The sequence below is a fragment of the Pseudomonas sp. UYEF17 genome, assembly GCF_040546125.1.
GTDB lineage: Bacteria > Pseudomonadota > Gammaproteobacteria > Pseudomonadales > Pseudomonadaceae > Aquipseudomonas > Aquipseudomonas putida_Z.
The window spans coordinates 12459-37330 of sequence record NZ_JBEPNE010000015.1 but is presented as its reverse complement, the minus strand read 5'-3'; the positions used below and the strand labels follow the sequence as shown (position 1 = coordinate 37330).

Below are 24872 nucleotides of genomic sequence, written 5' to 3'. Positions count from 1 at the left end.
TTCTTTTGGCAACTTTGTCGCCATCCGCGCTCTAATGGCGCTTCGTTTGGCAACAAGACTGTACGCAAGCCCATGGATATCCAACGAATCTGGCGTGACTCCCTCGACCTGTGGGGCACCCTTGACCAACATCCGATGCTGCACGCGGCCATTGGCCTGGCGGTGCTGCTGCTCATTTCGCTGGTCATCGGCCGCCTGGCACGCTTCCTGGTGCTGCATGGCGCCCGCCTGCTGGCCCGCCAGCCAGCGCTGAAATGGCTGGACGACCTGCGCAACAACAAGGTGTTCCACCGCCTGGCACAGACCACGCCGTCACTGGTGCTGCAGTTCGGCCTGAAACTGGTGCCCGAGCTGTCCGACACCGCCCAGCACTTCCTCGGCAATGTCGCCCTGGCCTTTACCCTGCTGTTCATGACCATGGCGCTGTCGTGCCTGCTGGATGCCCTGCTCGACATCTATGCCCGCACCGAACACGCCCGCACCCGCTCGATCAAGGGTTACGTGCAACTGGCCAAGATGATGCTGTGGATCTTCGCCTCCATCGTCATCGTCGCCACCCTGATCGACCGCTCGCCGCTGTTGCTACTGTCGGGCCTGGGTGCCATGTCGGCGGTGCTGCTGTTGGTGTACAAGGACACCCTGCTGTCGTTCGTCGCCAGCGTGCAGCTGACCAGCAACGACATGCTGCACGTGGGCGACTGGATCGAAATGCCCCAGGTAGGCGCCGATGGCGACGTGGTGGACATCACCCTGCACACGGTGAAGGTGCAGAACTTCGACAAGACCATCGTCTCCATCCCCACCTGGCGCCTGATGAGCGAGTCGTTCCGCAACTACCGCGGCATGCAGCAGTCCGGTGGCCGACGCATCAAGCGCAGCCTGTTCATCGATGCAGCCGGCGTGCGGTTCCTGACTCGCGAGGAAGAACAGCGGCTGAGCCAGGTGCACTTGCTGGCCGACTACCTGGCCGGCAAGCGCCAGGAGCTGCAGCGCTGGAACGAGGCCATGGGGCCAGTGGCCGAGCTGTCGGCCAATCGCCGCAAGCTGACCAACATCGGCACCTTCCGGGCGTTTGCCCTGGCCTACCTGAAGAACCACCCCAACGTGCACCCGAACATGACCTGCATGGTGCGGCAAATGCAGACCACCGCCGAGGGTGTACCGCTGGAAATCTACTGCTTTACCACCACCACGGCGTGGGCTGAGTACGAGCGGATTCAGGGGGATATCTTCGACTACCTGCTGGCGGTGTTGCCGGAGTTTGGCTTGAGCCTGTATCAGCAGCCAAGTGGCAACGACATGCGGGTAGGGTTGAGCGGGCGTGTATCGCAAGAGCCTGTGCCGCGTCGGCTGGAAGACATGAGCGAGGCTTGATATTGCCGGGGCTGCTTCGCAGCCCATCGCCGGCAAGCCAGCTCCCACAGGTACTGCAAACGTCTCGAATTTTGCGCGGTGCCTGTGGGAGCTGGCTTGCCGGCGATGGGCCGCAAAGCGGCCCCTTTCCGAGTCAGGTGTGCACATTCATGGTTGTCGAAAGCCGGTTGCTCTCGCGCCCATGGACCATGCAATACAGCGCACCGGCCAGGATCAACCCCATCGCCCAACTGATATCCGCCCCCAGCCACTCGGCCACGAACCCCGTGTAGAACGAAAGCTTCATGAACGGGATGGTACCGATGATCGACACAGCGTACACACTCAGGCTTCGACGATTGAAGCACCCATAACGCCCCTTGGAGTCATACAGCGCCCCGACATCATAGTGGCCTCGGCATACCCAGTAGTAATCCACCAGGTTGATCGCGCTCCATGGGATCAACAGGTACAGCTGGCCGATCAGGATGTCGGCAAAGAACGTATCGAAATTGTACTGGGTGGCGATGGCGATCACCGTTGCCGCTGCGGTCAGCCCAGCCATCACCAAGGCCTTGGCCGTCGCAGTCACGCGCCGGATGGTCTTGAAGGCGCCAAAGATCGTGACCGACGACATGTAGGCGCTGTACAGGCACAGGACGTTGTACTGGATCACCCCCAGCGCGATCACTGCCAGCGCCAGCGGCGCCCACGGGCCAAACAACGCGGCAATGGCTGTGGCCGGGTCGTGCCCCAGTGCCGAGGGCAACTCCACTGCCACCAGCGCGCCGAGCGCCATCATGGCGAAGGAGCCCAGCGCACAACCGCAATAGGTGGCCCAGAAGGTGGCGCGTGGGTTGACGTTGGCCGGGAGGTAGCGCGAGTAATCGGCTACATAGGGGCCATACCCCAGCGTCCAGGAGGCCGACTGGGCCACGATCAGGTTGAAGGCGGTGAACGAGAAGCCGGTACTCACTGCCGTTGTGGTTGCCATGTCGCCGGGGTGCAGCAGGATCAGCACCAGGGCGCCGGCAAAAACCAGCGTGGACAACAGGCTCATCCATGCCCCAAGGCGGTGGATGAGTTCGTAGCCGACAAAGCCGATGACAAAAGTCAGCAAGCCGACCACCACGATGGCCTGGTCATCGCTCATGGGCACCAGCGCCTGCAGGGCATTGCGCATCAGCACGCCGCTGGCGGCGAGGAACAGGACTGCGGCCGTGACCATCACCAGCAGAGGGAGCGCGGCACCATGGACACCGAACTGGGCTCGGCTCTGGATCATCTGTGGCACGCCCAGGTGGGGCCCCTGGGCAGAATGCGCGGCCATGAACACGGTGCCGATCAGGTTGCCGACCAACAGGCCCAGCAAGGTCCAGCCCAGACTCAGCCCCGAGGCAGCGCCCAGGGTGCCGACCATCAGGGCGGTTATCTGGAAATTGGAGCTGAACCAGATGGTGAACAATCGTTTAGGCGTGCCATAACGCTCGGCGTGTGGGACAAATTCGATACTTCGCGTTTCTAGCTTCACGCCGGTCTCCCGATTTGGTTTTCCGGATTATCGGGTAGGGACCGGCGGAATTTGGGTTCAGTAACGAACGCGTCATAGCTGGCTGCGCCATGGCTTGCTTGATAACGTCAGGGTACCCAGGCGGCTCATCCACACCGACGCCAGGATCACCGCCGCGCCGATGAACAGCCTGCCCAATGGCTCGTCCTGGTTCCAGATCAGCAAATTGAGCAGCAACCCTACTGGCACATGCAGGTTGTTCATCACCGCCAGCGTCCCGCCCGAAACCATGCAGGCGCCCTTGTTCCACCAGTACAGGCCCAGCGCCGTCGGGCACAGGCCCAGGAACAGCAGCACCAGCCACTGCACATCGGTGGTCGGCAGGTGCTGGGCGTTGCCAAACAGCAGGAAGGCCGGCAACACCACGATCAACGCGCCCAGGTAGAAGTAGCCAAAGCGCTTGTAGTGCGGCAAGTCGCTGGGGTGGCGTGCAACCAGGTGGCGGTACAGCACCTGGCCGGCGGCGTAGGTGAAGTTGGCCAGTTGCAGCAGCAGGAAGCCGATGAAGAACTCGCCGCTGATGGTGTCGAAGCGGATCACCGCCGCGCCGGCCACCGCCACCAGCGCTGCCAGCAGCGCCCACGGGTTGAAGCGCCGGTTCATGGCGTCTTCGATCAGCGTCACATGCAACGGCGTGAGAATGGTGAACAGCAGCACCTCCGGCACGGTGAGCACGCGAAAGCTCAGGTACAGGCAGACGTAGGTGATGCCGTACTGCAGCGCGCCGATCAGCAGCATCGAGCGCATGAAGCGCGGCTCGACCTGGCGCCAGCGGGTCAGCGGCAGGAACATCAGGCCAGCCAGCACCACGCGCGCGAGCACGGCAAAGTAGCTGTCGACGTGCCCGGCCAGGTACTCGCCGATCAGGCTGAAGGAAAACGCCTGGATCAGCGCGACGATTATCAGGTAGCCCATGGTTGCCTCTCGTGGATCAAGGCCGCGACCTTAGCGGGTTGCGGCAAATGAGTTCAACCATTAGGAATGTAAGGGCTGTGCCGGCCTCTTCGCGGGTAAACCCGCTCCCACAGGGACACCACAGGCCTCAGGTGCCGTGATATCCCTGTGGGAGCGGGTTTACCCGCGAAGAGGCCGGCACAGGCACCCATGAAATTCCAGGCATAAAAAAGCCCGGCCATGCAGGCCGGGCAGGTACACCCAAAGGAGCAACAACAGGTGTCAGGGTTGGGAATTCGCTAAGCCTCAGGCCACCGCCGCCAGCTTGGCCTTGGCCTGGTTGACGCCCTTCTCGTGGAAGTCAGGGCTCATGTTCAGGCCTTCGGCATGGATGAAGTCGACATCGTGAATGCCGATGAAGGCCATTACCTGGCGCAGGTACGGTTCCTGGTGGTCGCTGGTGGCGCCGGCATGAATGCCGCCACGGGCAGTCAGGACGATGGCGCGCTTGCCGGTCAGCAAGCCCTGCGGGCCGGTGGGGGTGTACTTGAAGGTGATGCCGGCACGCAGCACGTGGTCCAGCCAGGCCTTGAGGGTGCTGGGGATGGTGAAGTTGTACATCGGCGCAGCCATCACCAGCACGTCGGCGGCGAGCAGCTCATCGGTCAGTTCGTTGGAGCGGGCCAAGGCGTCCAGTTCGGAAGCACTGCGCTGTTCTTCGGGCTTCATCCAGCCACCCAGCAGGTTGGCGTCCAGGTGCGGCACCGGGTTCACGGCCAGGTCGCGCACACTGATCTGATCGGCCGGGTGGGCGGCCTGCCACTGCTGGATGAAATCACGGGTCAGCTGACGGGAAACGGAATCCTGCTGGCGGGCGCTGCTTTCGATGATCAGTACGCGGGACATGGGGGGCCTCCATCGGCAAAAAGGGTTGCGATTCGATGGAGGTGAGATTACGGCTTGACCTATCGATAAAAAAGCGTAAAAAGTGGGTTCAATCTATCGATTTATCAGTTTATTCTGCACTGCAGTTCAAGGCGATCCGTAATTTGATGATCTGCCGGTTGAACTTGGCAGTGACATCGACGCTTTTACCGGCCGGTACGTTCACCCGGCGCACCCGCGGTGCCTCGGGGCCATTGCGGAAAGTCACCTTGCACGCGGCCGGTACCTGCCCATAGTTGTTGAGGGTGATGGCGCCAATGTCATAGGCCGTGTCATAGGCGGTGTAGTCGAGCTTTACCCCGGTCAGTTCTTTCTCAACGTCGATGGGATAAGCCATGGCCCCGAGGGGCAGGCACATCAGTATTGCCGCACAACATTTCTTCATGGGCCGCTCTCCTTGAAAGAGCGCAGCTTAGGACAACAGGAGCGAAAGATGAAAGCGCCGCGCGTAACCCTTGACCAGTGGCGAACCCTGCAGGCAGTGGTCGATCACGGTGGGTTTGCCCAGGCCGCCGAGGCACTGCACCGCTCGCAGTCATCGGTCAGCTACACCGTGGCCCGCATGCAGGAGCAACTGGGCGTGCCGCTGCTGCGCATCGATGGCCGCAAGGCGGTGCTCACCGAGGCCGGCAATGTCCTGCTGCGCCGTTCGCGCCACCTGGTCAAGCAGGCCAGCCAGCTCGAAGACCTTGCCCACCACATGGAACAGGGCTGGGAGGCCGAAGTACGCCTGGTGGTCGATGCCGCCTACCCCAGTGCCCGCCTGGTACGCGCCCTGGCCGCGTTCATGCCGCAGAGCCGTGGCTGCCGGGTACGCCTGCGTGAAGAAGTGCTGTCTGGCGTCGAGGAAGTGATGCACGAAGGCATCGCCGACCTGGCCATCAGCAGCTACAGCATCGGCGGCTACCTGGGCGCCGAACTGAGCGCGGTGGAGTTCGTCGCCGTCGCCCACCCCGAACACAGCCTGCACCGCCTGGGCCGCGAACTGACCTTCCAGGACCTGGAAAGCCAGTTGCAGGTGGTAATCCGCGACTCCGGCCGCGCCCAGCCGCGCGATGTCGGCTGGCTGGGTGCCGAGCAACGCTGGACCGTCGGCAGCCTGGGCACCGCCGCTACCTTCGTCAGCAGTGGCCTGGGCTTTGCCTGGCTGCCCCGCCACATGATCGAGCGCGAGCTGCGCGAAGGCGTGCTCAAGCCGTTGCCGCTGGATCAGGGTGGCAGCCGCCACCCACTGTTCTACCTTTATTCGAGCAAAGAGAAGACCTTGGGCCCGGCTACGCAGATTCTCATCGACCTGCTGCGCAATTTCGACACCGCGCCACTGGACGTGCCCTTCGCAGCCCCCCCACAAGCCTGAGAGGACCGCGCCCATGGCCTATTTCGAACACGAAGGATGCGCACTGCATTACGAGGAATATGGCCAGGGCGAACCCCTGGTATTGCTGCATGGCCTGGGCTCCAGCTGCCAGGACTGGGAGCTGCAGGTGCCGGTGCTCAGCCGCCACTACCGGGTAATCCTCATGGACATCCGCGGCCACGGCCGCTCCGACAAGCCACGCGACGGTTACCAGATCGCCACCTTCAGTGCCGACCTGCTGGCCCTGCTCGAACACCTGCACACCGGCCCGGTGCACATCGTCGGCCTGTCCATGGGTGGCATGGTCGGCTTCCAGTTCGCCGTCGATCACCCGCAGTGGCTGCGCAGCCTGTGCATCGTCAACAGCGCCCCCGAGGTCAAGCGCCGCACCCGCAGTGACTGGGCGTGGTGGCTCAAGCGCTGGGGCCTGGCGCGCCTGCTCAGTGTCGAAACCGTCGGCAAGGGCCTGGCCGAGCGGCTGTTCCCCAAACCGCAGCAGGCCGAACTGCGGCACAAGATGGCCCAGCGCTGGGCGCGCAACGACAAGCGCGCCTACCTCAAAAGTTTCGACGCCATCGTCGACTGGGGCGTGCAGGAACGCATCGGCCAGATCCACTGTCCTACCCTAGTGATCGCCGCCGACCACGATTACACCCCGATACAACTGAAAGAACGCTACGTCGCCCTGATGCCCCACGCCAGGCTGGTGGTCATCGACGATTCCCGGCACGCTACACCCCTCGACCAACCCGAGGTCTTCAACCAGACCCTGCTGCAGTTCCTTGCAGCCGCTTCCACCTCTCAAGGATCTTTGAGCCCATGCTGAAAAAACTCCTGCTCACCGCCTGCTCGGTCGCCTTCGCCACCAGCGTCATGGCCTCCGACAAGACCCCGCACGTACTGCTGGACACCAGCTTCGGCCAGGTCGAAATCGAACTGAATGCCGAGAAGGCGCCGGTCAGTACCAAGAACTTCCTCGAGTACGTCGACAGCGGCTTCTACAACAACACCATCTTCCACCGGGTAATTCCGGGCTTCATGGTCCAGGGCGGCGGTTTCACCGAGCAGATGGTACAGAAGCAGACCCGTGACCCGATCCAGAACGAGGCCAGCAACGGCCTGCAGAATACCCGCGGCACGCTGTCGATGGCGCGCACTTCCGACCCGAACTCGGCCACCAGCCAGTTCTTCATCAACGTTGCCGACAACGACTTCCTCAACCCGGGCCGCGACCGTGGCTACGCGGTGTTCGGCAAGGTCACCAAGGGCATGGAGGTGGTCGACCAGATCGTCAACTCGCCAACTACCATCAAGAAAGGCATGCGCGATGTCCCGGCAGACCCGGTGTTCATCAAGTCCGCCAAACGCATCGACTGACTGCAGGTTTCACAGGGACGTGAGACCTTCCGGGGTCGGGTAGCACAGGAGTCTTGTCACCCATGCTGTACCGCCGTTTCGAGCAACTGATCGACATCTTCCGCGACGCGCCCAGCGAGTCGCCACCCGGCCAGGTGTGGCCGTTCTACCTGTACTACCTGCGCCAGGTGTGGCCGAGCTTTGTCGCCCTGCTGGTGGTGGGCCTGGTCGCCTCGCTGATCGAGGTGGCGATGTTCAGCTACCTCAGCCGCATCATCGACCTGGCCCAGGGTACGCCCAATGCCAATTTCTTCAGCGAACACAGCGGCGAGCTGATCTGGATGCTGGTGGTGATCCTGCTGCTGCGGCCGGTATTCTTCGGCCTGCACGACCTGCTGGTGCACCAGACCATCAACCCCGGCATGACCAGTCTGATCCGCTGGCAGAACCACACCTATGTGCTCAAGCAGAGCCTGAACTTCTTCCAGAGCGACTTCGCCGGGCGCATCGCCCAGCGCATCATGCAGACCGGCAACTCACTGCGCGACTCTGCGGTGCAGGCGGTGGATGCGCTATGGCATGTGCTGATCTACGCCATCACCTCGCTGGTGCTGTTCGCCGAGGCCGACTGGCGCCTGATGCTGCCGCTGTTGCTGTGGATCGCCGGCTACATCGCCGCGCTGTTCTACTTCGTCCCCCGGGTGAAGGAGCGTTCGGTGATCTCCTCCGACGCCCGCTCCAAGCTGATGGGGCGCATCGTCGACGGCTACACCAACATCGCCACCCTCAAGTTGTTCGCCCACACCGACTTCGAGCAGCAGTACGCCCGCGAAGCGATCCGCGAGCAGACAGAGAAAACCCAGCTGGCCGCACGCGTGGTCACCAGCATGGATGTGGTCATCACCACCCTCAATGGCCTGCTGGTGGTCGCCACCACCGGCCTGGCGCTGTGGCTGTGGAGCCAGTCGCTGATCACCGTCGGCGCCATCGCCCTGGCCACCGGCCTGGTGATCCGCATCGTCAACATGTCGGGCTGGATCATGTGGGTGGTCAACGGCATCTTCGAGAACATCGGCATGGTCCAGGACGGCCTGCAGACCATCGCCCAGCCGGTCACCGTGACCGACCGGCCCAACGCACCGGCGCTCAAGGTAAGCCGCGGTGCGGTGCGCTTCGATGACGTGGACTTCCATTACGGCAAGGCCGCCAACGTGATCGAAGGGCTCGACCTGGACATCCGCCCGGGCGAGAAGATCGGCCTGATCGGCCCGTCCGGGGCAGGCAAGTCGACCCTGGTCAACCTGTTGCTGAGGCTTTATGACGTGCAGGGCGGGCGCATCCTCATCGACGGCCAGGACATTGCCGAAGTGAGCCAGGCCAGCCTGCGCGCGCAGATCGGCATGATCACCCAGGACACCTCGCTGCTGCACCGCTCGATCCGCGACAACCTGCTGTATGGTCGCCCCGGTGCCAGCGAGGCGGCGCTGCATGAAGCGGTGCGCCGGGCCCGCGCCGACGAGTTCATCCCGCAGTTGTCGGACGCCCAGGGGCGCACCGGTTTCGATGCCCATGTGGGCGAGCGCGGGGTCAAGCTGTCGGGTGGCCAGCGCCAGCGCATCGCGATTGCCCGGGTGTTGTTGAAGAATGCACCGATCCTGATCATGGACGAGGCCACTTCGGCGCTGGACTCGGAGGTGGAGGCAGCGATCCAGGAAAGCCTGGAGACGCTGATGCAGGGCAAGACGGTGATCGCGATTGCCCACCGGCTTTCCACCATCGCGCGGATGGACCGGCTGGTAGTGCTGGACAAGGGGCGGATTGTCGAGAGTGGCAGCCACAGTGAACTGCTGGAGCAGCAAGGCTTGTATGCCCGGTTGTGGCATCACCAGACCGGGGGGTTTGTCGGGGTCGACTGATCAGGGCAACAGCGCGCTTCCTGTAGGAGCGGCCTTGTGTCGCGAAAGGGCTGCGCAGCAGCCCCAGGTTTCCAGCTTCGCAGCAGAAATAGCTGGGGCCGCTTTGCGACCCTTTCGCGACACAAGGCCGCTCCTACAGGATTTGCGCCGGCCTTGAGCCAGGATCAGTCCCGGCGATAGGGCAACATCCCCCTGGCCTCCTCGGCATAGGCCCGTACCCCTTCCCGCTCCTGCGCCAGAAAATCCTCCACCGCCCGCCGCAGCCCCGGGTGCAGCAGGTAGTGCCACGACCGCGTCAGCACCGGCTCGAACCCGCGAATCAGCTTGTGCTCCCCCTGCGCCCCGGCATCGAAACGCTGCAGCCCTTCGGCGATGGCAAAGTCCATGCCCTGGTAGAAACAGGTTTCGAAATGCAGCCGGTCGAATTCGTCCAGGCACCCCCAGTAGCGGCCAAACAGGCTGTCGCCCCCCACCAGGCTCAGGGCCATGGCCACATCACGGCCACCCTGCCGCGCCATCACCACGCGCAAGGCCTCGGGCATGCGCTCGGCCAGCAGGCTGAAGAACTCGCGTGTCAGGTAGGGCGCACGGCGGCGCACCGCGTAGGTATTGGCGTAGCAGCGGTAGACGAAATCCCACTGCGCCTCATCCAGTTCCCCCCCACGGTACCAGCGGAATTCAATACCGTGCCCGGCCACCTGTTCACGCTCCTTGCGCATCTGCTTGCGCTTGCGCGAACTCAGGCTGTCGAGAAAATCCTGGAAGTCACGGTAGCCGTGGTTACGCCAATGAAACTGGCAACCCAGGCGCTCCATCCAGCCCGGCTGGCCGGCCAGCTGTTCGTCCAGCGCCGGCTCGGTGAAATTGATGTGCGCGCCAGACAGCCCGCCCTTGCCCAGGTACTCCGGCAACGCCTGCAGCACCAGCAGACCATCGGCTGGGTCGGCGGCGAGCAGGCGCGGGCCGCTGACCGGGCTGAACGGCACGGCACCGAGCAGCTTGGGGTAGTAGGCAATGCCGGCCCGCTCACAGGCATCGGCCCAGCCATGGTCGAACACGTACTCGCCAAACGAGTGCCATTTGCGGTACGCCGGCAGCAGCGCCCGTACCTGCCCGTCACGTTCCAGCACCAGGTGCTCGGCGGCCCAGCCGGTGTTGCGCGCGACGCTGCCGCTGTCCTCCATGGCGCTGAGAAACGCATGGCGCAGGAACGGTTGGCCGGCCGGCACCAGGGCATCCCAGGTGGCCGCCGGTAGATCACGCAGATGGGCAAGGCTGTACAGGCTGGTCACGGTTTCGGCTCGCTGTTTCAAGGTACCCAGTATCCCCAAGGAAGGCCCGCCACTCAAATCACGATAGCCGGGACAGATCCTTTTATTCTCAATTACTTAACCGCAGTGCCACTAATTCGACATTAATCTGTCATTCGCCCCCGCAATACTTGCGCCTGTTTTCCGGAACCCCAGAACCTGTCTATTCAGGCCCTTTCCGAAGACATGCCAACACAGGGGCGGGCGCTTGAGCCTCCCCCATCTTATTCAACAGGGAGAACCTTATGCGTCTTGTTTCTACACTTACCGGAGTGAGCCTCACCGGCATGATGCTGGCTCTGAGTACTCCGGCCAGTGCAGCTGTCGACGCCAAGCTGCTCGAAATGCTCCGCGCCAATGGCTCGATCAACCAGGCGCAGTACAACGAACTGCAGGCGGACCTGGCTCAAGAAACCAAGGAAAAGGCCGCTCAGAAAGCTCAGTCCGAAAGGATGAGCTCCTTTGAACAGAAAGTGGCATGGGCCGCCAAGACCCAGATCAAGGGTGATGTGCGCCTGCGTTACGAAGACGTCAACGTCGACGACCCGATCGCTCGCAGCGGCAACCAGGACCGTGAACGTGTACGTGCCCGTGTCGGCTTCTACAGCGAGATCAACCCGCAGGTCGACGCCGGCGTGCGTGTGGCCACCGGCAGCAGCGCCGATGCCCGCTCGACCAACCAGAGCCTGGACAACTACTTCGAGAAGAAATCGCTGTGGGTCGACCTGGCCTACCTCGACTGGCACCCGACTGCCGTCCCGAACCTGCACCTGATCGGCGGCAAGATGCTGCAGCCATGGGTGAGCATGGGAGACATCATCTGGGACAGCGACATCAACCCGGAAGGCCTGGCCGCTACCTACAAGACCAACCTCGGCCCGGCCGAAGTGTTCGGCAGCATCGGCCACTACAACCTGAAGGACAACGTCGACGGCGACGGCGTGCAGTTCAAGCACGACGCGCAGCTGTACGCGGCCCAGCTGGGTACCAAGTTCAACGCGGCTGACACCGTCAAGGTCACCGTCGGCGGCAGTATCTACGGCTACGACAACGACAAGGAATCTGCTGCCCTGCGTTCGCTGGGCAACACCACCAACGAGTTCCAGCTGGTGGAAGGTTTCGGCCAGGTCGACTTCACCGGCTTCGCCATCCCGCTGTCGGCCTACGGCCAGTTCGTCAAGAACACCGAAAGCACCGATGGCAAGGACAAGGCCTGGCTGGCTGGTTTGAAGAGCAAGATCGGTGCCTGGAGCCTGGACTACAACTACCGCGACGTGCAGCGTAACGGTGTAGTCAGCCTGTTCACCGACTCTGACTTCGGTAACGGCTTCACCGGTTCCCGTGGCCACAAGTTCAAGGTGGGTTACGAAATCGACAAGAACTTCGCCCTCGGCGCGGCCTACATGATGGCCAAGACCGACTTCTCCAACCTGCCGAACAGCGATGCTGACGTAGACACGCTGCAGGTAGACCTGGAAGCCAAGTTCTAAGCGACACGCTGCACTGCTTCACCTGAAGCGGGAAATGCCGACCCCATCCGGCATTTCCCGCTTTTTTTTGCCTGTGAAATTGCAGGGGGCTGCCTTGCAGCCCTATCGCGACACAAGGCCGCTCCTACAAGAGAATGCGTCCGTTGCAGGTACGCGATCTCCTGTAGGAGCGGCCTTGTGTCGCGATAGGGCCGCAGAGCGGCCCCGGCAATCTCGGATCAGACGAAGCAATCAGCGCTTGCGCAGAATCACGCTACCAATCGAATACCCCGCACCAAACGAGCTCAACACCCCCAGCGAGCCCTTGGCCAGGTCGTCCTGGTACAGGTGGAAGGCAATCACCGACCCCGCCGAACTGGTGTTGGCATAACGGTCGAGAATCACCGGTGCATCTTCCTCGGCCACTTCACGCCCCAGCAGTTTCTTGACGATCAGGTGGTTCATGCTGAGGTTGGCCTGGTGCAGCCAGAAGCGTTTCACATCGCTGGGTTGCAGCCCGTTTTCCTGCAGGTGCTCACCGATCAGCTCGGCCACTTTCGGGCACACCTCGCGGAACACCTTGCGGCCTTCCTGGATGAACAGCTTGTCCGCCGCGCCCTCGCCCTCTTCCGCCGCGCGGTTGAGGAAACCGAAGTTGTTACGGATGTTGTTGGAGAACTCGGTCCACAGCTTGCTGCTGACGATGTCGAACTGGTGCGCCGAGGTGGCCTTGTCGGCACGCTCGAGCAATACCGCAGTGGCAGCATCACCAAAGATGAAGTGGCTGTCGCGGTCACGGAAGTTCAGGTGGCCGGTGCACACCTCCGGGTTGACCATCAGCACCGCGCGCGCCTGGCCCAGGGCCACGCTGTTGGCGGCGGTCTGGATGCCGAAAGTGGCCGACGAGCAGGCCACGTTCATGTCGAAGGCAAAGCCCTGGATGCCCAGCGCCTGCTGCACTTCGATGGCGATGGCCGGGTACGGGCGCTGCAGGTTGGAGCAGGCGACGATCACCCCGTCGACATCGGCCGCCGTGCGACCGGCGCGCTCCAGGGCCTGCCGGGCAGCGGCCACGGCCATTTCGCAGAGCACCGACGGTTCGTCGTTGGAGCGCTCTGGCAGGCGCGGCTTCATGCGCTGCGGGTCGAGGATGCCGGCCTTGTCCATGACGAAGCGGCTCTTGATGCCCGAAGCCTTTTCGATGAACGCCGCATCGGACAGCGGCGCCGCCTCGACTTCACCGCGCTCGATGGCGGCGGCGTTGTCCTGGTTGAACTGCTGCGACCAGGTGTTGAAGGACGCCACCAGTTCTTCGTTGGAAATGCTCTGGGCCGGGGTGTACAGGCCGGTGCCGCTGATCACGACGTTATGCACGGTCGTTCCTCTGGTCAAAGGCCATCGCCACGGGGCGCTGGCTGGAAACATGACAGGTTAATGGCACTTTAGTGCCAATTTATAGGCGAGGGCTGCGCCCTCGTTCGCGGGCACGCCCGCTCCCACAGGGATCGCACCGCTCCCGAGGACATCGCTGTACCTGTGGGAGCGGGCGTGCCCGCGAAGGGGCCGCCAGGCGGCCCCAAATTGCATCAATATTGCCACAACTGTGGAAGTTTAGCCCTCCACCTGGCTCCATTGCTTGCTCAATCGCTTGTCGGAAATCGGCACCTTGGTCCCCAACTGCTGGGCAAACAGCGAAACCCGATATTCCTCCAGCCACCAGCGGTACACCGTCAGTTGCTCATCACGCTTGCCTTCCTGGGCATGCTTGTCGGCACGGGCCTTGTACTGCGCCCACAGGTTGGCCAGCTCACCGCTCCACACCCGGTCCTTCTGCACCTGCGAACCCAGCTTCTCCAGGCGCAGTTCCACCGCCTTGAGGTAACGCGGCAGCTCCTTGAACCAGGCCCCGGGGGTTTCACGCACGAAGCCTGGGTACACCAGGTTGCCGAGCTGTTGCTTGATGTCGTTCAGCGCCACTGCCTGGCTCAGGTCGATCTTGCCCTTGAAGCGCTTCTGCAGACCATGCCACAGCTTCAGCACTTCCAACGTCTGCCGTGCCAGGCGCTCGGCATGCTCGGCCCAGCTGCCGCGCTTGCGCTCGGCCAGGCCAGCCAGGGCCGCACCATCGCGTGGCAGCGGCTGTTCACCTTCGAGGATGCAACTGTCCAGGCTGGCCAGCAGAATGTCCTCGACCAGCGCCTCGACCCGGCCCATTTCACGGTACAGCAGGCCCAACTCGGTCAGCCCCGGCAGCTTGCCACGCAGGTACTTGGCCGGCTCGGCCAACTGCTGCAGCAACAGACGCTGCAAGGCGCGGCGGTGCTGGAATTCGGCCTCGGCCTGGGTCGAGAAGCGCCCTTCGCGCACGGTGCCGCCCTCTTCCACCAGCGCCGGGTACACGGTCATCGACAGGCCGGCGATCTTCTGCTGCGCGGTCTGCTTCACCTCGCTGAAAGCCTTGGCCTGCACCGGCTGCTCGCTCTTGGCGTCACGCGGCACGGCCAACGCTGCCTGGCTGGCTGCTGCAAAGCGCGCGGTCAGCTCGGCCAGGTCGCGGCCTTCACCCAGGAACTTGCCCTGGCCATCGACCACTTCGATGTTCATGCGCAGGTGGCCTTCGACCAGGTTGACCGACTCGTCCCATGCCTCGTCGGGCACACGGGCGCCAGTCATGCGCAGCAGTTCCTGGCCCAGGGCCTGCGGCAATGCGCCCTGGCCGAAGGTCATGCGTGCCAGCGAGGCCTTGACGAAGTCCGGCACCGGCACGAAGTTCTTGCGCAGCGCCTTGGGCAGGTTGCGCACCAGCGCCACGCACTTGGCTTCCAGCAGGCCGGGCACCAGCCATTCCAGGCGCTCGCCCGGCAGGCTCGGCAACAGCGGTGCCGGCACCCGCACGGTCACGCCATCGCGGGGGTGACCGGGCTCGAAGTGGTAACTCAGCGGCAGGCGCAGTTCGCCCACCTGCAGGCTGTCGGGGTACTGCGCGGCGGTGACTTCGCTGGCCTCGCGGGCCAGCACGTCTTCCTCGCGCATGATCAGCAGGTTGGCGTCCTTCTGGCTGCCCATGCGGTACCAGCTGTCGAAGGTCGCGGTCTGGTGGATTTCCGCCGGTAGACGCGCTTCGTAGAAGGCGTACAGCGTCTCTTCGTCGGCAAGAATGTCGCGGCGGCGGGCCTTGGCCTCCAGCTCGTCGAGCTCTTCCAGCAGGCGCTTGTTGGCCGCCAGGCACTTGGCCCGCGACTGGATTTCGCCACCCACCAGGCCTTCGCGGATGAACAGCTCGCGCGAGGTGACCGGGTCGATCGGGCCGAAATGCACCGGCCGACGGCCGACCAGGATCAGGCCGTACAGGGTGATCTGCTCGTAGGCCACCACCTGCCCGCGCTTCTTCTCCCAGTGCGGCTCGAAGTGGTTCTTCTTGACCAGGTGGCCGGCCAGCGGCTCGATCCAGTCCGGCTCGATCCTGGCCACCATGCGTGCGTACAGCTTGGTGGTTTCGACCAGTTCGGCCGCCATCACCCACTGCGGGCGCTTGCGCCCCAGGCCCGACGACGGGTGCACCCAGAAGCGCCGCTGACGGGCGCCCTGGTAGTCGCCCTCTTCGGTCTTCTGGCCGATCTGGCTGAGCAGGCCACTGAGAATGGCCTTGTGCATTTTCGGGTAGTCGGACGGGTCCTTGTTCACTGTCAGCTGCAGGTCACGGCAGATCAGTGCCAGCTGGCGATGGGCATCGCGCCATTCGCGCAGGCGCAGGTAGTTCAGGAAGTTCTTGCGGCACCAGTTGCGCAGCGGGTTGGCGGTCAACGCCTGGCGCTGTTCCTCGAAGCCACGCCACAGGTTGACCAGCGCGGCGAAGTCGGAATCCACGTCCTTCCATTGCGCGTGCGCCTGGTCGGCGGCCTGCTGGCGCTCCGGCGGGCGCTCGCGCGGGTCTTGCACCGACAGCGCACTGGTGACGATCAGCACTTCCTGCAGGCTGCCCAGGCGGGCGCCTTCGAGCAGCATGCGGCCCAGCCGCGGGTCGATCGGCAGGCGCGCCAACTGGCGGCCGATCGGCGTCAGCTGGTTTTCGCGGTTGACCGCCGACAGCTCCTGCAGCAGGTTGAAACCATCGCTGATGGCCTTGCCGTCCGGCGGCTCGATGAACGGGAAGGCGTCGATTGCGCCCAGACGCAGGTGCAGCATCTGCAGGATCACTGCCGCCAGGTTGGTGCGCAGGATCTCCGGGTCGGTGAACGCCGGCCGGCTGTTGAAATCCTCTTCGCTGTACAGGCGCACGCAGATGCCCGGCTCGACCCGGCCGCAGCGGCCCTTGCGCTGGTTGGCACTGGCCTGCGACACGGCCTCGATGGGCAGGCGCTGCACCTTGGCGCGGTAGCTGTAGCGGCTGATGCGCGCGGTACCGGTGTCGATCACATAGCGGATGCCCGGCACGGTCAGCGAGGTTTCCGCAACGTTGGTGGCCAGCACCACACGGCGCCCGGTGTGTGGCTGGAAGATGCGCTGCTGCTCGGCCGGCGACAGGCGCGCGTACAACGGCAGGATCTCGGTGTGGCGCAGTTGCGCCTTGCGCAAGATCTCGGCGGCATCACGGATCTCGCGCTCGCCCGGCAGGAAGATCAGCACATCGCCGGGGCCCTTGCCCTCACTCCGCTCGTGGTGCGCAAGCTCGTCCAGCGTGGCGAGGATGGCCTGGTCGACGGTGAGGTCGTCCTCGATCTGGTTGCCCTCCTCGTCCTGCTCGCTGGTCAGTGGGCGATACCAGGTTTCCACCGGGAAGGTACGCCCGGACACCTCGATGATCGGCGCGCCGTCGAAGTGTTTGGAGAAGCGCTCCAGGTCAATGGTCGCCGAGGTGATGATCAGCTTCAGGTCCGGGCGGCGGTGCAGCAGGGTCTTCAGGTAGCCGAGCAGGAAGTCGATGTTCAGGCTGCGTTCGTGGGCTTCGTCGACGATGATCGTGTCGTAGCGCTCGAGGAAGCGGTCATGCTGGGTTTCGGCCAGCAGGATACCGTCGGTCATCAGCTTGACCAGGGTGTTGGCGTCGCTCTGGTCCTCGAAGCGCACCTGGTAGCCGACCAGCCCGCCCAGGGGCGTGCCCAGTTCTTCGGCGACCCGCGCGGCAACGCTGCGGGCGGCGATCCGGCGTGGCTGGGTGTGGGCGATCAGGCCATGGCTGCCACGGCCCAGTTCAAGGCAAATCTTCGGCAACTGAGTGGTCTTGCCCGAGCCGGTTTCGCCGGCGATCACCAGCACCTGGTGCTCGGCCAGGGCCTTCTTGATTTCGTCACGCTTGGCAGCGATGGGCAGGCTGTCGTCGTAGCGCACGGTCGGCACGCTCTGCTGGCGCGCGGTGACCTGGGCGCAGGACGCCTGGACCTTTTCCACCCACTGCGCCAGCTTGGCCTCGTCGGGGCGCTTGCGCAGTTCGTGCAATTGCCGGCGCAGGCGATGGCGGTCGGCGATCATGGCGTGGTCGAGGTTTTGCAGCAGTTTGTCGATGGCGTGGTCAGTCATGGGGCTTTTTAGTGATGCAGGTGGGCCTGCTTTTTCATGATCGGCATTCGAAGGATGCGCGATTGTCGCAGATTTGAGCCTGCTTTGCTGTCCAGGCTGGCGCTGCCCCTGTAGGAGCGGCCTTGTGTCGCGATGGGCTGCGGCAGCAGCCCCAGGATCTTCGCTCCAGCACAAATTGCCGGGGCTGCTGCCGCAGCCCATCGCGACACAAGGCCGCTCCTACAGGGATCGCACGGCGGCTGAAAGTTTAGCAAGGGCTTATGTAAAGGTTGCCATTCACTGCTTTAATCAACCTTACGCCGCATGTGAGTATCAAAGGCATGACTCCCGTCCAGCCCATCGCCCCACCGTCGTCCCGCCCTTCGCAAGCGAAGGCCCGGCGCCGTGCCGGTGAGAATCCGCTGGTCCATATCATCCTCGCTTTCTGGGCCCTGTGGCACTGCCGTCACGCACGCCCACCGGATTTCCCGCTCACGCCGTTGTGACCAGACCCGGCCGTCTTCCGGCCGTTTAACTCAGCCGGGCCGCCTGCATGCGCGGTGGCCCGTGCGCCCGTGAGCGAATCCATCATGCACTTTGCACCTGTAGAGCAGGCCAGCCGTTTTCTGGCCGACAACCCCGATATCGAACTGTTCGAACTGTTCATCCTCGACGCCAACGGCGTACCGCGCGGCAAGCTGCTGCACCGCGAGGAACTGCTGGCCGTGTACCAGACCGGCCGGCCGCTGCCCAGCACCATTCTCGGCCTGACCCTGAACGGCGACGACGTGGAAAACTCCGGCCTGGTGTGGGACGTGGGCGATATCGACTGCCGCGCCTACCCGCTTGAAGGCAGCCTGGTACGCCTGCCCTGGCGCCGGGTGCCGACTGCCGCGGTGCAGGTGAGCATGCACCCGAACGAGGGCCTGCCGGCCAGCATCGCCGATCCGCGCCACGTGCTGCTGCGTACCATCGAGGCGTTGAAGGCCGACGGCTACCATCCGGTGATGGCCTGCGAGCTGGAGTTCTACCTGCTCGACCAGCAACGTGATGCCCAGGGCCGCCCGCAACCGGCACTGGACAATGACGGCGGCCGCCCACGCACCACCCAGGTGTATGGCCTGCGCGAACTGGAGCAGATCGAGCCGTTCCTTGCCGACCTCTACGCCGCCTGCAAGGCCCAGGGCATCCCGGCGCGCACGGCGATTTCGGAATACGCCCCCGGCCAGGTGGAAATCACCCTCGAGCACGGCGACGCCCTACAGGCGATGGACCAGGCCGTGCGCTACAAGCGCCTGGTCAAAGGCATTGCCCACGCCCATGGCATGCAGGCCTGCTTCATGGCCAAGCCGTTCGCGCAACTGGCCGGTACCGGCATGCACATGCACCTGAGCCTGGCCGACAGCGTCGGCAACAACCTGTTCGCCAACGAGGACAAGGCAGGCACCCCGCTGCTACGCCAGGCCGTGGCCGGCATGCTGCGCCACCTGCGCGACTCGCTGTTGCTGTTCTGCCCCAACGCCAACTCGTTCCGCCGCTTCCAGGCCAACAGCTATGCCCCGCTGGCACCAACCTGGGGCGTCGACAACCGCACCGTGAGCCTGCGCATACCGGGCGGCCCGGCCAACAGCCGGCATGTGGAGCACCGCATCTGTGGCGCCGACGCCAACCCCTACCTGGCCGCTGCGGCGATCCTTGCCGCCAGCCACCGGGGCATCCGCGAACAGCTGGACCCAGGGGCACCGGTGGAAGGCAACGGCTATGCCCAGGCCACCGAACACCTGCCCACCGACTGGCTGACTGCCCTCGACGCCCTGCAGCATTCCAGCTGGGCTCGCGAAGCACTGGGCGAGGACTTCCTTGGCGTGTACCTGAAGGTCAAGCGCGCCGAGTACCGCCAGTTCATGGCCGAAGTCAGCGAGCAGGACTGGCGCTGGTACCTGCACCAGGCCTGAGCCCCCAGATAACAAGGAACCCCCATGAACGCAGCATTGAACAAGGGCCCGGCGCAGCGCGCGCCGTCCTATTACAGCGCCACCCTCAACGACCACACCGAGTACCCGCAGCTCAAGGGCACGGTACAGGTGGATGTGGCGATCATCGGCGGCGGCTTCACCGGCGTGGCCACGGCGGTGGAACTGGCCGAGCGTGGCCTGAAGGTGGCCATCGTCGAAACCAACCGCATCGGCTGGGGTGCCAGCGGGCGCAACGGCGGCCAGGTCACCGGCAGCCTGTCGGGTGACGAAGCCATGCGCACGCAGATGCGCAACCGCCTGGGTGCCGAGGTCGATGACTTCATCTGGCACTTGCGCTGGCGCGGCCACCAGGTGATCGAGCAGCGCGTGGCACGCTACAACATCGACTGCGACCTCAAGCGCGGCCACCTGCACGCGGCCATGAAGCCCTCGCACATGGACGAGCTGCGCGCATTCGAAGCCGAGGCCCGGCGGCGCGGCATGGGCGAGCAGGTGCAATTGCTGGACCGCGAAGCCATGGCCGAGCACCTGCAAAGCCCGCTGTACCTGGGCGCGCTGAAGAACCTGCGCAACCTGCACCTGCACCCGCTCAACCTGTGCCTGGGCGAGGCCCGTGCCGCCCATGGCCTGGGGGCGCTGATTTTCGAAAACTCCGAAGTGCTGGACATCGTCCACGGCCCGCGCCCGGCGGTGGTCACCGCCCACGGGCGGGTCGAGGCGCGCCAGGTAATGCTGGCCGGCGATGTGTACCACAAACTGGAAAAGCGCCAGCTCAAGGGCAAGATCTTCCCGGCCATGGGTGGCATCGTCACCACCGCACCGCTGGGGGAACTGGCCGAACAGATCAACCCGCAGGACCTGGCGGTGTACGACTGCCGCTTCGTCCTCGACTACTACCGCCTGACCGCCGACAAGCGCCTGTTGTTCGGCGGTGGCGCCAACTATTCCGGCCGTGATTCACGGGATATCGAAGGCGAACTGCGCCCGTGCATCGAGCGCACCTTCCCGGCGTTGAAAGGCGTGCCGATCGAGTTCCAGTGGAGCTGCGCCATGGGCATCGTGGTCAACCGCATCCCGCAGCTGGGCAAGCTGTCGGACAACGTGTGGTATTGCCAGGGTTATTCGGGGCACGGCATTGCCACCAGCCACATCATGGGCGAGATCATGGCCGAGGCGTTGACCGGGACGCTGGAGAAGTTCGACACCTTTGCCCAGTGCAAGCATGTGCGGGTGCCGATGGGGGACTTGCTGGGCAACCCGCTGCTGGCGGCGGGGATGTGGTACTACCAGATGCTGGAGAAACTGCGCTGAACCTGAGGCCTGCGCAACCTCTGTAGGAGCGGCCTCGTGTCGCGATCGGGCCGCGAAGCGGCCCCAGCAATTTCAGCATCACGGCTGAAAACCTGGGGCCGCTTCGCGACCCGATCGCGACACAAGGCCGCTCCTACACAGACCGCGCTGGCTGGACGTCAGGCGATCTTCTTCAAACCCTGTTTCTTCAGCTCTTCATCGCGCAGTTCGCGGCGCAGGATCTTGCCCACGTTGGTGGTCGGCAGCGCGTCGCGGAACTCGATCTGGCGCGGGACCTTGTAGCCGGTGACGTTGGCACGCATGTGCTCCATCACCTGTTCCTTGGTCACGGTCATGCCCGGCTTGACCACGATGAACACCTTGATCACTTCACCGGACTTCTCGTCCGGCACGCCGATGGCCGCGCACTGAAGCACGCCCGGCAGGGCCGCCAGCACATCTTCCAGCTCGTTGGGGTACACGTTGAAGCCCGAGACCAGGATCATGTCCTTCTTGCGGTCGACAATGCGCATGTAGCCGTCCGGCTGGATCACGGCGATGTCACCGGTCTTCAGCCAGCCATTGCTGTCGAGGATTTCGGCAGTGGCCTCTTCGCGCTGCCAGTAGCCCTTCATCACCTGCGGGCCCTTGACGCACAACTCGCCCACCTCGCCCAACGGCAACTCGTTGCCGTTGTCGTCGATGACCTTGCACAGGGTGGACGGCACCGGAATACCGATGGTGCCGACCTGGTTGGCCTCCGCCGGGTTCACCGCAGCCACCGGGCTGGTTTCGGTCATGCCATAGCCTTCGCAGATGGCGCAGCCGGTCACGGCCTTCCAGCGCTCGGCCACGCTCAGCTGCAAAGCCATGCCGCCGGACAGGGTGATCTTCAGCGCCGAGAAGTCCAGGGCACGGAACGCCTCGTTGTTGCACAAGGCAACGAACAGGGTGTTGAGGCCGACGAAGCCGCTGAACTTCCACTTGCCCAGCTCCTTGACCATGGCCGGCAGGTCACGCGGGTTGCTGATCAGCACGTTGTGGTTGCCGATCAGCATCATTGCCATGCAATGGAAGGTAAAGGCGTAGATGTGATACAGCGGCAGCGGGGTGATGAGGATTTCGCAGCCTTCGTGCAGGTTGGAGCCCATCAGCGCCCGGCACTGCAGCATGTTGGCCACCAGGTTGCGGTGGGTCAGCATCGCGCCCTTGGCCACGCCGGTGGTACCACCGGTGTATTGCAGCACCGCCACATCGTTGGCCTGCGGGTTGGCCTCGGTCACCGGCTGGCCCTTGCCCAGCGCCAGTGCGTCATTGAAGCGTACGGCACGCGGCAGGTTGTAGGCCGGCACCATCTTCTTCACGTACTTGATCACGCTGTTGATCAGCAGGCGCTTGAGCGGCGGCAGCAGGTCGGCCACTTCGGTGACGATGACGTGCCTGACCTGAGTCTTGGGCACCACCTTCTCGGCCAGGTGGGCCATGTTGGCCAGGCACACCAGGGCCTTGGCGCCGGAGTCGTTGAACTGGTGTTCCATTTCCCGTGCGGTGTACAGCGGGTTGGTGTTGACCACGATCAGCCCGGCACGCATGGCACCGAATACCGCTACCGGGTATTGCAGTACGTTAGGCAGCTGCACGGCAATGCGGTCACCCGGCTTGAGGTCGGTATGCTGCTGCAACCAGGCGGCAAACGCCCCCGACAGCGCATACAGCTCGCCATAAGTGATAGTCTTGCCCAGGTTGCTAAAGGCCGGTTTGTCGGCAAAGCGTTGGCAGGATTGCTTGAGTACCGCCTGGATATTGGGGAATTCGTCAGGATTGATTTCCGCCGTAATCCCGGCTGGGTACTTATCCTTCCAAAAATGTTCGATCATGGAAGCCCACTCCTTCAGCAACAGCGAAGTTCGATTCACGCGTCGATGCGCTTATTATTGATATGAGATGACGGCTCGTTGCAAACCGGATCATCTGAAAGCGGGCCGAGAGTAACAGCTTTGCCTGGGGTCGCCTAGAGGCCAAAACAGGCCTCACGGTCACAAAAATGACTCAATGAACAATACAGGTCATTTTTAGAGTAATTATCCAAAATGTCGCAGATCGTGCTGTAAACAGCCTGCTAGAGCGGTTTGAGAGCATTCGCGGGTGAACCCGCTCCCACACAGGTACTGCACAGGCCTTGAGAACTGCAAGCCCCCTGTGGGAGCGGGTTCACCCGCGAAGAATCCAACTCGGTCTCAAGCTATATCGCGCAGCTCCCGCCGCAGGATCTTGCCCACCGGCGTCATCGGCAACGACTCGCGCAGCACGATGTGCTTGGGTACCTTGTAGCCGGTGAAGTTGGCCTTGCAGTAGGCCTTCAGCTCATCCACGCTCAGCCCGCCCTCGCGCGGCACCACGAACAGCTTCACCGCCTCGCCGGAGCGCTCGTCCGGCACGCCGATGGCCGCGCAGTTGGCAACCTTGGGATGCCCCATCACCACATCCTCGATCTCGTTGGGGTACACGTTGAAACCCGAGACGATGATCATGTCCTTCTTGCGGTCGACGATGCGGGTGAAGCCGTCCGGGTCGATCACCGCGATGTCGCCGGTCTTGAACCAGCCTTCCGCATCCAGGGCCTGGGCCGTGGCCTCGGGCTGCTGCCAGTAGCCTTTCATCACCTGCGGGCCCTTGATGCACAGCTCGCCCCGCTCGCCCAGCGGCAGCTCGTTGCCGTCATCGTCGATCACCTTGAAGGCGGTGCCGGCCACCGGGATGCCCACCGTGCCCAGGCGCGCCAGCTGGCCATAGGGGTTGGTGCTGGCCACTGGCGAGGTTTCGGTCAGGCCGTAGCCTTCGACGATGCGGCAACCGGTAAGCGCCTCCCAGCGCTCGGCCGTGGCCTTGACCAGCGCGGTGCCGCCGGAGTTGGTGACCTTCAGCGCCGAAAAGTCGAGCTGGCGGAAGCCCGGGTGGTCCATCAGTGCGACGAACAGCGTGTTCAGGCCCAGCAAGGCGGAGAAACGCCATTTGCCCAGCTCCTTGATGAAGCCGGAAATATCCCGCGGGTTGGTGATCAGCACGTTGTGGTTGCCGGTGACCATCATGCACATGCAGTTCGCGGTAAAGGCATAGATGTGGTACAGCGGCAGCGGCGCGATCATCACCTCCTGGCCGTCCTTGATCAGCTTCTGCCCGTCCGGCCCGTGCTGCGAGAAGCAGGCCAGCACCTGCAGCATGTTGGCCACCAGGTTGCCGTGGGTGAGCATGGCGCCCTTGGCCAGGCCGGTGGTGCCACCGGTGTATTGCAGCACGGCAGTATCGTCCAGGCTGAGCGGCACCGGCTTGTGCGACAGCTCGCGGCCCTGGCGCAGCACCTGCTTGAACGACACCGCCTGTGGCAGCTGATAGGCCGGGACCATCTTCTTCACCTTGTCGACCACGGTGTTGACCAGCCAGCCCTTGGCGGTGGGCAGCATGTCGCCCATCCTGGCCTCGATCAGGTACTCGATGCCGGTATCGGGCAACACCTCCTGCACGCGCTTGCCGAACATGTTCAGGTACACCAGCGCACGCGCGCCGCTGTCCTTGAACTGGTGGCGCATCTCGCGCTCGGTGTACAGCGGGTTGGTGTTGACCACGATCAGGCCTGCGCGCAGGGCACCGAACACGGCGATGGGGTATTGCAGCACGTTGGGCATCTGCACCGCGATGCGGTCGCCCGGCTTGAGGTCTGTGTGCTGCTGCAACCAGGCGGCAAAGGCCGCCGAGTGGCGCTCCAGCTCCGCGTAGGTCAGGGTCACGCCCAGGTTGCTGAAGGCCGGGCGGTCGGCGAAACGTTTGCAGGAGCGCTCGAACACCTCGACGACCGAGGTGTAGGCATTGATATCGATGGTGGAAGGCACGCCCGCCGGGCGCTTGTCATTCCAGAAGTCGGCTTGCATTTATTATTGTTCCT

The 24872-nt window shown here is 63.9% G+C and carries 17 protein-coding genes; 8 read left to right on the top strand and 9 right to left on the bottom strand.

Translation table 11 applies throughout. The features are described from left to right. The first annotated feature begins 72 nt into the window (after window positions 1-72). On the top strand, window positions 73-1374 hold the full coding sequence (locus ABIB24_RS20010) for a mechanosensitive ion channel family protein (RefSeq protein ID WP_137164596.1): 1302 nt from the start codon (window positions 73-75) through the stop codon (window positions 1372-1374). 133 nt (window positions 1375-1507) lie between these two features. On the opposite strand, the gene ABIB24_RS20005 is transcribed toward ABIB24_RS20010, so the two are convergent. The 4 genes from ABIB24_RS20005 to ABIB24_RS19990 form a co-directional block, all read right to left on the bottom strand. Continuing rightward, a complete protein-coding gene (locus tag ABIB24_RS20005) occupies window positions 1508-2884 on the bottom strand; it encodes a purine-cytosine permease family protein (RefSeq protein WP_354317087.1) in 1377 nt (458 codons plus the stop codon). Window positions 2885-2956: 72 nt separating this feature from the next. Continuing rightward, window positions 2957-3838: a carboxylate/amino acid/amine transporter gene (locus tag ABIB24_RS20000; RefSeq protein ID WP_354317085.1), complete on the bottom strand. Its 882-nt coding sequence runs from the start codon at window positions 3836-3838 to the stop codon at window positions 2957-2959. 285 nt (window positions 3839-4123) lie between these two features. Continuing rightward, window positions 4124-4723 carry an FMN-dependent NADH-azoreductase gene (locus ABIB24_RS19995; RefSeq protein ID WP_085704974.1) on the bottom strand — a complete coding sequence of 200 codons (600 nt, stop codon included), beginning with the start codon at window positions 4721-4723 and terminating at the stop codon, window positions 4124-4126. A 109-nt stretch (window positions 4724-4832) separates the two neighbouring features. Continuing rightward, the gene (locus ABIB24_RS19990) at window positions 4833-5147 is read right to left on the bottom strand and encodes a hypothetical protein (protein WP_012051530.1); all 315 of its coding nucleotides are present in this window, start codon (window positions 5145-5147) and stop codon (window positions 4833-4835) included. Window positions 5148-5195: 48 nt separating this feature from the next. On the opposite strand from ABIB24_RS19990, the gene ABIB24_RS19985 reads away from it, so the two are divergent. From ABIB24_RS19985 to ABIB24_RS19970, 4 genes are all read left to right on the top strand, one after another. Continuing rightward, entirely contained in the window at window positions 5196-6119 is a 924-nt protein-coding gene (locus ABIB24_RS19985) for a LysR family transcriptional regulator (RefSeq protein ID WP_012273620.1), read from the top strand. Between the two features lie 13 nt (window positions 6120-6132). Continuing rightward, entirely contained in the window at window positions 6133-6945 is an 813-nt protein-coding gene (locus ABIB24_RS19980; protein ID WP_025340171.1) for an alpha/beta fold hydrolase, read from the top strand. Beyond that, entirely contained in the window at window positions 6939-7496 is a 558-nt protein-coding gene (locus tag ABIB24_RS19975) for a peptidylprolyl isomerase (protein ID WP_354317083.1), read from the top strand. The genes ABIB24_RS19980 and ABIB24_RS19975 overlap by 7 nt, the downstream gene beginning before the upstream one ends. A gap of 62 nt (window positions 7497-7558) precedes the next feature. Next, window positions 7559-9391, top strand: coding sequence for an ABC transporter ATP-binding protein (locus ABIB24_RS19970; RefSeq protein ID WP_025340173.1), 1833 nt, complete (start codon window positions 7559-7561; stop codon window positions 9389-9391). 164 nt (window positions 9392-9555) lie between these two features. On the opposite strand, the gene ABIB24_RS19965 is transcribed toward ABIB24_RS19970, so the two are convergent. Continuing rightward, window positions 9556-10683, bottom strand: a complete 1128-nt coding sequence (locus ABIB24_RS19965; RefSeq protein WP_085691709.1) for a GNAT family N-acetyltransferase — start codon at window positions 10681-10683, stop codon at window positions 9556-9558. 263 nt (window positions 10684-10946) lie between these two features. Here ABIB24_RS19965 and ABIB24_RS19960 point away from each other — a divergent pair, with 263 nt between their 5' ends. After that, window positions 10947-12191, top strand: a complete 1245-nt coding sequence (locus ABIB24_RS19960) for a putative porin (protein ID WP_025340175.1) — start codon at window positions 10947-10949, stop codon at window positions 12189-12191. Window positions 12192-12422: 231 nt separating this feature from the next. Here the strand turns inward: ABIB24_RS19960 and ABIB24_RS19955 are convergent, their stop codons facing one another. Continuing rightward, on the bottom strand, window positions 12423-13544 hold the full coding sequence (locus ABIB24_RS19955) for a beta-ketoacyl-ACP synthase III (RefSeq protein ID WP_015271305.1): 1122 nt from the start codon (window positions 13542-13544) through the stop codon (window positions 12423-12425). A gap of 237 nt (window positions 13545-13781) precedes the next feature. Then, complete coding sequence (hrpA, locus tag ABIB24_RS19950; RefSeq protein WP_047933722.1) at window positions 13782-17687, bottom strand: ATP-dependent RNA helicase HrpA; 3906 nt, start codon at window positions 17685-17687, stop codon at window positions 13782-13784. A gap of 569 nt (window positions 17688-18256) precedes the next feature. On the opposite strand from hrpA, the gene ABIB24_RS19945 reads away from it, so the two are divergent. Together ABIB24_RS19945 and ABIB24_RS19940 are read left to right on the top strand one after the other, a co-directional pair. Continuing rightward, window positions 18257-19621, top strand: coding sequence for a glutamine synthetase family protein (locus ABIB24_RS19945; protein WP_354317102.1), 1365 nt, complete (start codon window positions 18257-18259; stop codon window positions 19619-19621). Between the two features lie 24 nt (window positions 19622-19645). Beyond that, entirely contained in the window at window positions 19646-20953 is a 1308-nt protein-coding gene (locus ABIB24_RS19940; protein WP_354317081.1) for an NAD(P)/FAD-dependent oxidoreductase, read from the top strand. Between the two features lie 158 nt (window positions 20954-21111). Here the strand turns inward: ABIB24_RS19940 and fadD1 are convergent, their stop codons facing one another. Beyond that, window positions 21112-22809 carry a long-chain-fatty-acid--CoA ligase FadD1 gene (fadD1, locus tag ABIB24_RS19935; RefSeq protein ID WP_025340179.1) on the bottom strand — a complete coding sequence of 566 codons (1698 nt, stop codon included), beginning with the start codon at window positions 22807-22809 and terminating at the stop codon, window positions 21112-21114. Between the two features lie 360 nt (window positions 22810-23169). Next, window positions 23170-24858, bottom strand: a complete 1689-nt coding sequence (fadD2, locus tag ABIB24_RS19930; RefSeq protein WP_015271310.1) for a long-chain-fatty-acid--CoA ligase FadD2 — start codon at window positions 24856-24858, stop codon at window positions 23170-23172. Between the last annotated feature and the right edge of the window lie 14 nt (window positions 24859-24872).

Bases quoted from the DNA above. Each gene is read 5' to 3' on its own strand.
- ABIB24_RS19960 (WP_025340175.1), top strand. From the start codon at position 10,947: ATGCGTCTTGTTTCTACACTTACCGGAGTGAGCCTCACCGGCATGATG.
- ABIB24_RS19940 (WP_354317081.1), top strand. From the start codon at position 19,646: ATGAACGCAGCATTGAACAAGGGCCCGGCGCAGCGCGCGCCGTCCTAT.
- ABIB24_RS20000 (WP_354317085.1), bottom strand. From the start codon at position 3,838: ATGGGCTACCTGATAATCGTCGCGCTGATCCAGGCGTTTTCCTTCAGC.
- hrpA (WP_047933722.1), bottom strand. From the start codon at position 17,687: ATGACTGACCACGCCATCGACAAACTGCTGCAAAACCTCGACCACGCC.
- ABIB24_RS19980 (WP_025340171.1), top strand. From the start codon at position 6,133: ATGGCCTATTTCGAACACGAAGGATGCGCACTGCATTACGAGGAATAT.
- ABIB24_RS19945 (WP_354317102.1), top strand. From the start codon at position 18,257: ATGCACTTTGCACCTGTAGAGCAGGCCAGCCGTTTTCTGGCCGACAAC.
- fadD2 (WP_015271310.1), bottom strand. From the start codon at position 24,858: ATGCAAGCCGACTTCTGGAATGACAAGCGCCCGGCGGGCGTGCCTTCC.
- ABIB24_RS19975 (WP_354317083.1), top strand. From the start codon at position 6,939: ATGCTGAAAAAACTCCTGCTCACCGCCTGCTCGGTCGCCTTCGCCACC.
- ABIB24_RS19985 (WP_012273620.1), top strand. From the start codon at position 5,196: ATGAAAGCGCCGCGCGTAACCCTTGACCAGTGGCGAACCCTGCAGGCA.
- ABIB24_RS20010 (WP_137164596.1), top strand. From the start codon at position 73: ATGGATATCCAACGAATCTGGCGTGACTCCCTCGACCTGTGGGGCACC.
- ABIB24_RS19970 (WP_025340173.1), top strand. From the start codon at position 7,559: ATGCTGTACCGCCGTTTCGAGCAACTGATCGACATCTTCCGCGACGCG.
- ABIB24_RS19995 (WP_085704974.1), bottom strand. From the start codon at position 4,723: ATGTCCCGCGTACTGATCATCGAAAGCAGCGCCCGCCAGCAGGATTCC.
- ABIB24_RS19990 (WP_012051530.1), bottom strand. From the start codon at position 5,147: ATGAAGAAATGTTGTGCGGCAATACTGATGTGCCTGCCCCTCGGGGCC.
- fadD1 (WP_025340179.1), bottom strand. From the start codon at position 22,809: ATGATCGAACATTTTTGGAAGGATAAGTACCCAGCCGGGATTACGGCG.